This is a genomic window from Achromobacter sp. UMC46 (genome assembly GCF_014170335.1).
GTDB lineage: Bacteria > Pseudomonadota > Gammaproteobacteria > Burkholderiales > Burkholderiaceae_B > Achromobacter.
Genome location: NZ_LZZS01000027.1, coordinates 1 through 7035, shown reverse-complemented (window position 1 = coordinate 7035; position 7035 = coordinate 1). Strand labels below are relative to the sequence as shown.

Annotated in this window: 8 protein-coding genes; 1 reads left to right on the top strand and 7 read right to left on the bottom strand. The window is 65.1% G+C overall.

The features are described 5' to 3' along the window. Positions 1-85 precede the first annotated feature (85 nt). From A9973_RS19830 to A9973_RS19805, 6 genes are all read right to left on the bottom strand, one after another. On the bottom strand, positions 86-811 hold the full coding sequence (locus tag A9973_RS19830; protein WP_105560561.1) for an amino acid ABC transporter ATP-binding protein: 726 nt from the start codon (positions 809-811) through the stop codon (positions 86-88). Next, entirely contained in the window at positions 808-1524 is a 717-nt protein-coding gene (locus A9973_RS19825) for an amino acid ABC transporter permease (RefSeq protein WP_183015399.1), read from the bottom strand. The genes A9973_RS19830 and A9973_RS19825 overlap by 4 nt, the downstream gene beginning before the upstream one ends. A gap of 1 nt (position 1525) precedes the next feature. After that, positions 1526-2227: an amino acid ABC transporter permease gene (locus A9973_RS19820; RefSeq protein ID WP_183015398.1), complete on the bottom strand. Its 702-nt coding sequence runs from the start codon at positions 2225-2227 to the stop codon at positions 1526-1528. Between the two features lie 28 nt (positions 2228-2255). Further along, the gene (locus tag A9973_RS19815; RefSeq protein ID WP_183015397.1) at positions 2256-3083 is read right to left on the bottom strand and encodes an ABC transporter substrate-binding protein; all 828 of its coding nucleotides are present in this window, start codon (positions 3081-3083) and stop codon (positions 2256-2258) included. 65 nt (positions 3084-3148) lie between these two features. Next, positions 3149-4360, bottom strand: a complete 1212-nt coding sequence (locus A9973_RS19810) for an aminotransferase class I/II-fold pyridoxal phosphate-dependent enzyme (protein ID WP_183015396.1) — start codon at positions 4358-4360, stop codon at positions 3149-3151. Further along, positions 4357-5031 carry an RraA family protein gene (locus A9973_RS19805; RefSeq protein ID WP_183015395.1) on the bottom strand — a complete coding sequence of 225 codons (675 nt, stop codon included), beginning with the start codon at positions 5029-5031 and terminating at the stop codon, positions 4357-4359. The genes A9973_RS19810 and A9973_RS19805 overlap by 4 nt, the downstream gene beginning before the upstream one ends. Positions 5032-5244: 213 nt before the next feature. On the opposite strand from A9973_RS19805, the gene A9973_RS19800 reads away from it, so the two are divergent. Continuing rightward, a complete protein-coding gene (locus A9973_RS19800) occupies positions 5245-6138 on the top strand; it encodes a LysR family transcriptional regulator (RefSeq protein WP_183015394.1) in 894 nt (297 codons plus the stop codon). Between the two features lie 349 nt (positions 6139-6487). On the opposite strand, the gene A9973_RS19795 is transcribed toward A9973_RS19800, so the two are convergent. After that, positions 6488-6913 (bottom strand): transposase, encoded by a 426-nt coding sequence (locus A9973_RS19795; RefSeq protein ID WP_183015393.1) that lies wholly within the window; start codon positions 6911-6913, stop codon positions 6488-6490. Positions 6914-7035 lie beyond the last annotated feature (122 nt).

Genomic DNA, 7035 nt, shown 5'->3' with positions numbered 1-7035 from the left:
CCCCCACCCCGTGGAGAAGAACCCTAAGCACACTGCCCTCCCCAGCGACCGAGAAATTGCTCTCAACGCAGCCCACCCCTACCCCTTAATGCCGAATCTCAGCCAAAAACTTCTGCGCCCGCACCGTCCCCGGCCGAGTGAAGAACCCCTCCGGCGTCCCCGTCTCCACAATCCTCCCGGCATCCATGAACCACACCCGATCCGCGACTTCCCTCGCGAATCCCATTTCGTGCGTCACGCATACCATCGTCATCCCGTCTTTCGCCAAGCCCTTCATCACTTGAAGGACTTCGCCCACCATCTCCGGGTCCAGCGCGCTTGTCGGCTCGTCGAACAGCATCACTGGCGGGTTCATCGCCAGGGCGCGGGCGATGGCGACGCGTTGTTGCTGGCCGCCTGATAGTTGGGCCGGGTAGGCGTCGGCCTTGTGGGCGAGGCCCACGCGTTCCAGCAGTTGCAGCGCGCGGTCGCGGGCTTCGGGGCGGCGGGCGCGTTTGAGTTGCAGCGGGGCCAGCATCAGGTTTTCCAGCACCGACAGGTGCGGAAACAGGTTGAACTGCTGGAACACGAAACCGATGTGGCTGCGCAACTGGTCAAGGTGCACCTTGGGGCCGTAGATGTCCTGGCCGTTCACCTCGATCACCCCCTTCTGGATAGGCTCCAGGCGGTTCACGGTGCGGATCAGCGTGGACTTGCCGGAACCCGAGGGGCCGCAGACCACCACCACCTCGCCCTGCGTCACCTGCTCGGTCACATCGGCCAGAGCCTGGTAATCGCCGTACCACTTCTGCACTTGGGAAAATCGGATCATGTGGGCACCACTTTGGGGGCAGCCGCAAGCCCGGCGCGCCGTCTGCCGATACGTCGTTCGGTCAGGTGCACCAATGAGCTCAGGCCAAAATTCAGGATGAAATAGGTCAGCGCCAGCAAACCGAACACTTCGAACGGCTTGGTCAGCAGCACGCTGTTGATCTGGTTCGCGGCGTAGGTCAGTTCCTGCACGCTGATCACGTAGGCCAGCGACGTTTCCTTCACCGTCGACACGAACTGGCTCAGCATGCTGGGCAGCATGTTGTAGAGGGCCTGCGGCAGGATCACGCGCCGCATCGTCTGCAGGTAGGACAGGCCCAGCGCGCGGCTGGCTTCCTGCTGGCCGGGAGGCAGCGCCTGGATGCCGGCGCGGATGATCTCGGCCAGATAGGCGCTTTCGTAGCAGACCAGCGCCACCACCATCGTCGTGGTGCCCGCGACGGGCCGGCCGATGATCAGCGGCACGAAGAAGTACGCCCAGAAGATGAACATCAGGAGCGGCAGGCCGCGCACCAGGTAGACCACGGCCGAGGACGGCCAGTAGAAGATGCGGTAGGGGCTGATGCGGCCCAACGCCAGCAGCACGCCGCACGGAAGCGCCAGGGCCAGGCTTATCGCCGCCAGGCCCAGCGTGGCGACCAGGCCGCCCACCGGCCCGTGCGGGTATTGCCCGATCAGCAGCAGCAGCCAGTTGTCTTTCAGGATGTCCCACATGTCAGCGCGCCCCCAGCGGACGGTAACGTCGTTGCAACAGCGCGCCGCCGCCCATGATGATGAACGACAGCACCAGGTAGATGACCGTCACCACGGCATAGGCCTCGAAAGTGCGGAACGTGTAGTTCTCAACCTCGCGTCCGGCGGCGGTCAGTTCCGTCACGCCGATCGCCATGGCCAGGCTGGTGTTCTTCAACAGCAGCAGGGTCTGGTTGAGCAATGGCGGAATCGCGATGCGGAAGGCCTGCGGCAAGATCACTTTGCGCATGGTCTGCAGAAAGCTCAGGCCCAGCGCCCGCGACGCCTCGACCTGGCCCGGCGGAATGCCGCGCACGGCGCTGCGCAGGTCTTCGCAGATGTAGGCCGACATCACCAGCGAAATCGCGATGCACGACATGATGAATTCGCTGCCGTGGCTGTTGAGCCAGTCGGTCGCGAATTGCGGCAGCAGCGCCGGCACGCCGAAGTACCAGAAGAGGATGTGCACCAGCATGGGCACGTTGCGGTGGAACGCGACGTACACCGCGATCACGCCGTTGGCCACGGGCGAGCCCGTCAGACGGATCACCGCCAGCAGGCTGCCCACGAAGAACGCCAGGATCCAGGCCAGCCCGGCCAGCGCCAGGGTCGTGATGAACCCCCGTAGCAGCCACGCCGGATACTCGCCCTGGAAAATGGCGCTGAAGTCGAAAACGTAATGCATCGAGACAGGCTCCAGCGCGCGCGGCGCGTCAACCTTTGATGGCTTCGATGCGGAAGTCGCGCTTCATGTTGAATTGCGTGCCGGCGCCGAACCATTTGTCGAACGTCTTGGTGGCCTGGCCGGACGCTTCCATGCCGTCCAGCACGTTGTTCACTTGGTTCAGCATGGCGGTGTCGCCTTTGCGCACGCCCATGCCCCAGGGTTCGACGAACAGCGCGGGCTCCAGGATCTTGACCGGCACGGCGCTGGTCGACGCCTGATGCTGCAGCTTCACCAGCATCAGCTCGGACCCGACGAAGCCGCTGACCTTGCCCTGCTGCAGGGCAAGGAAGGCGCCGCTGGGGTCTTTGAAGGTCACGGGGTCGACGTTGGGGATGTTCTTGCGCGCGCCCTGCTCCGACGACGAACCGCGCACGGCGCTGATGCGCTTGCCGGCGAGGTCGGCGGGCGCCTTCAAGTCCTTTTCCGAATCGCGCGCCAGGATCTTCTGCAGGCTCACGAAGTGCTGGTGCGAATAATCGATCTGCTGCGCGCGTTCCGGGCTCCAGCCCAGGTTGGCGGCCACGACGTCTACGCGGCCGGCGATCAGCTCGGGGATGCGGGCTTCGACGGCTATCAGCTTCAGTTCCAGCGGCACGCCCAGGCTGTCGGCGACGGCCTGGCACATGTCGACCTCATACCCCACGATGGCGCGGGTCTTGGGATCCTGGAAGCTGAAGGGCTCGGCCGTGCCCATGGTGCCGCAGATGAATTTGCCGCGGGCCTTGATGTCCTGCACGGTATCCGCATGGGCGGCGGGCGCCAGCGTGGCGGCCAGGCCGACGGCGGCGACAAAAGTGGCGATGGTGGTCTTCATGGTGTTTCCCCTTGGAATATTGGTATGGGTACGGCGGGCGAAATTGGCTTTCAACAATCAGGCTTTCAACGCAATGCCGCGCATGCCTCGCGGATGCGGCGGCAGCCTTCTTCGATGTTTTCCATGGAGGTCGCGAAGCTCAGCCGCAGATAAGGCGACAGGCCGTAGGCCGCGCCGTCCAGCACCGCCACGCCCGCCTCGTCCAGCAGGAACATCACCACGTCCAGATCGGTCGCCAGCAGACGCCCGGCCGGCGTGCGCTTGCCCAGCAGGCCGTCGACCGAGGGATAGACGTAGAACGCGCCCTGCGGCTGCGGGCAACGGATGCCCGGCACGGCATTCAGCAGCGCGACGATGCGGTCGCGGCGCTGGTGGAACACGGCGGCGGCTTCGGCGACGCAGCGCTGGTCGGCAGTCAGCGCCACGCGCGCGGCCGACTGGCTGATCGCGCTGACGCAGCTGGTGCTTTGCGAAATCAGCGTGGCCATCGCCTTGATCAGCGGCTTGGGTCCACCCGCGTAGCCCAGGCGCCAGCCCGTCATCGCGTAAGCCTTGGACACGCCGTTGATGGTGAGCGTGCGGGCTGCCAGCGCCGGCACCGCCGCGGCGGGCGATACGTGCCGCGTCTCGCCGTAGGCCAGGTGTTCGTAGATCTCGTCGGTCATCAGCCAGACGTGGGGATGGCGCGCCAGCATCTCGCCCAGCGCGCGCAGCTCGTCCGCGCCGTACATCGCGCCGGTGGGATTGCTGGGCGTGTTCAGCAGCAGCCACTTCGTGCGCGGCGTGATGGCGGCTTCCAGCGCCTGCGGCGTAAGCTTGAAGCCGTCCGCCTCCGGGCAGGCCAGCACCACGGGCGTACCGTCGTTGACCAGCACCATGTCCGGGTACGACACCCAGTAGGGCGCGGGGATGATGACTTCGTCGCCGGCCTGCGCCGTAGCGGCCAGCGCGGTGAAGATCAGCTGCTTGGCGCCCACGCCGACGATCAGCTCGTCCAGCCCGTAGTCCAGGCCGTTCTCGCGCAGGAACTTGGCGCGCACCGCCTCCAGCAGCGGCTTGGCGCCGGCGGACGCGGTGTAGCGAATGTCGCCGCTGTTCAACGTATCGATGCCGGCCTGCACGATGTGGGCGGGCGTGGGCAGATCAGGTTCGCCGACGGTGAAGTCGACGATGTCGCGGCCTTCGCCGCGTAACTGGTCCACGCGCGTCTTGGCCGCCATGCTGGGCGACGGCTTGATGGCGCGCGCCCGGTCGGCCAGCAACAGGTCGCCGCTCATGCCAGCCCCTTGGCGGCAAAGGCGGCCTGCATCCAGCTCTGCGTCCGCTCGCCGCCGGCGATCTCGGCCATGATGCGTTCTTCCTTGGCGGCATGCGCGTGCGCCGCGGCGATCAGGGCTTCCGCGTCGCTGGCCGCAAAGCTGACCAGGCCATCCTCGTCGCCCACGAGGATGTCGCCGGGGTGGATGACCTGGCCGCCGATGGACACCGGCACATTGACCTCGCCCGGGCCGTCCTTGTAGGGGCCGCGATGGATATGGCCGCGTGCATAGCACGGGAAGCTGTCGGCCTCGAACGCCGCCACGTCGCGGATCGCGCCGTCGACGACCACGCCGGCGCAGCCGTGGATCTGCAGGTAGCGCTTCATGATCTCGCCCAGCACGGCGTTTGAAAGATCGCCGCCCGCATCCACCACCAGCACATGCCCGGGCTGGATCTGCATCATCGCCTTGTAGATCATCAGGTTGTCGCCGGGACGGGTCTTGACCGTCAACGCGGTGCCCACCAGTTTGCCGCGCCCGTTATAGCGGCGCAGGCCCGAGATGCCTTCGCGGCGCGCCAGGTTGTCGCTGAGATGGGGCGTGACGATGCCGGCCAGCGCTTCAAGGATGGCGGCGGGAGCGACGGGGGAAGCCGGCAATTGGCGTGCGCCGGTAAGGATAGTGGCCATGACGATCTGCAAATTCCTGAGTCGGAAGCCGCCGCAAGCCCGGAACGCTTTCCCGGCCCCGGCCGGCCGGGAAATGAATCAGATCGCATGGTGCGAGCTTTTCGGTTTCGGAAAAAGGGATTAAATTTCCACGAACCTCATCGCTTTTAGGAATATAAGGGTTAGCCCTTAGCGAAATTTCGGAATGAACCTGACCCTGGCCGCCCCCCCCGCATGCTGACTTTCAAGCAAATCGAAGCCCTGTACTGGACCGTCCGCCTGGGCACCTTTTCCGCGTCGGCGCAGAAGCTGCACACGACGCAATCGGCCATCACCAAGCGCATCCAGGAATTGGAGGCGGACTTCGACGTCGCCCTCTTCGACCGCTCCGGCCACCGCGCCGAACTGACCGCGCGCGGCCACGAGGTCTATGCCCTGGCCGAAGAAATGCTGGGCCACCGCGACCGCCTGCTGGTCCGCCTGAAAGGCCAGCACACGCTGACCGGCACCTTCCGTTTCGGCATCACCGAGATCACGGCGATGACCTGGCTACCCGCCCTGATCCGCCTGCTGCGCGCGCACTACCCCCGCATCACGCTGGAGCCTCACATCGACCTGGGCGCCGACCTGCTGAAACGCCTGCAAGCCGGCCAGTTGGACATGGCATTCCTGCACGGCGAATTCGCCGAACCGAACTTGCAGGTGGTAGCGCTGCAGCGCCTGGAGTTCGCCTGGATGGGCAGCCCCGACATGATCGACGCCAGCCGCATCTACACCCCCGCCGACATCGCCCGCCTGCCGCTGCTGCGCCAAAGCCGCGAGTCGGGCCTGAACATGATCTACGACGGCTGGCTACGCCCGCATACGCCCGACAGCAACATCTTCACGATCAACAGCCTGATCGCCATGGCCGGCCTGACCGCCGCGGGGTTCGGGGTAAGTTGCCTGCCAAGGGATTACTTCGCCGACATGGTGAGCAAGCGCCAACTGGTGATTGCGCGCACCAGCACCGCCCCGCCCCAATCGGTCTACAGCGCCATGTTCCGACGAGATGCCGACATCGCATTCTGTGAAAGCGTCGCCGAGTTGGCGGAGAGTTGCTGCGAGTTTTCGGGGGGGTGGCAGTGAGGGGGGGTTGGGTGGCTTGAGGGTTGGGTACTTGAGACGCCCGTCAGATGCAATTTGACGTCAGCCGGGGGAAACGGTTTGCTTGGGGTTCTCGCCAGCATGGGGGGATGGTGGAGGATCTTGCGGGGCCCGCTCCCGGCCGGCCGCGCGGGCGGCCTTGGGGAGCTTACGCGTCGTCTTGCGTCGTGACGTGTTTCGCTTCGCGTGTGGGTTGCGATCGTTGCGTTTTGCTTTGGGGCGGTTTTGGTTTGGAGGATCTTGCGGGGTCGTCCCTTGTCGGCCGCGCGGGCGGCCTCGGGGACTTGGCGGTGTCTTGCGTCGCGAGTATGCCGAACGTGCTTCGTAGATTCTATGGTTTGGCGCAAGCCTGGTTGGCGATAAAGCGATTGACGTCGAAGGGTTTGCGCGATTTCCATACGCCGAAGGCGATGCGTAGGAGTTTTCTGGCGATGATGTTTAGGGCCTGTGTTGAGGCCCAGCCCTTGGCTCGTAACGCTGCATAGAGGGGTTTGAAGGCAGCCGTTCGGCTGGCTGAAGTTGCCGCGTTATAAGCAAGGCTTCTCAGGGCCGCATCGCCCTGCTTGCTGAGTTTGCGCAGGCCTTTGTAGGCTCCAGATTCTTTGGGCGTGGGGTCTAGCCCCGCGTAGGCCACCACTGCGTCCGAAGAGGCGAACGGGATGCGGGTGACGGCCGTCACCAGAGCGGCCCCATCAAGAGCATCTGCCAACTGCGCCAAGGCATCCAACGCGTGCTGGACCTGAACTTGCGATCCCACGTGCTTATGCCGATCGCTGGACAGGCGCAGCCTCGTCTTGCGATCAATCGGCGGTCACGGCCGCTAGATTCTTAATCGACGTATTTGGGCGGGGTGGGATATCTACCAACGTCAGTCCGCTA

What these genes read in the sequence shown, in the direction of transcription:
- A9973_RS19805 (WP_183015395.1), bottom strand. Translation starts at nt 5,031, where the DNA reads ATGGCCACTATCCTTACCGGCGCACGCCAATTGCCGGCTTCCCCCGTC.
- A9973_RS19810 (WP_183015396.1), bottom strand. Translation starts at nt 4,360, where the DNA reads ATGAGCGGCGACCTGTTGCTGGCCGACCGGGCGCGCGCCATCAAGCCG.
- A9973_RS19820 (WP_183015398.1), bottom strand. Translation starts at nt 2,227, where the DNA reads ATGCATTACGTTTTCGACTTCAGCGCCATTTTCCAGGGCGAGTATCCG.
- A9973_RS19800 (WP_183015394.1), top strand. Translation starts at nt 5,245, where the DNA reads ATGCTGACTTTCAAGCAAATCGAAGCCCTGTACTGGACCGTCCGCCTG.
- A9973_RS19815 (WP_183015397.1), bottom strand. Translation starts at nt 3,083, where the DNA reads ATGAAGACCACCATCGCCACTTTTGTCGCCGCCGTCGGCCTGGCCGCC.
- A9973_RS19830 (WP_105560561.1), bottom strand. Translation starts at nt 811, where the DNA reads ATGATCCGATTTTCCCAAGTGCAGAAGTGGTACGGCGATTACCAGGCT.
- A9973_RS19825 (WP_183015399.1), bottom strand. Translation starts at nt 1,524, where the DNA reads ATGTGGGACATCCTGAAAGACAACTGGCTGCTGCTGCTGATCGGGCAA.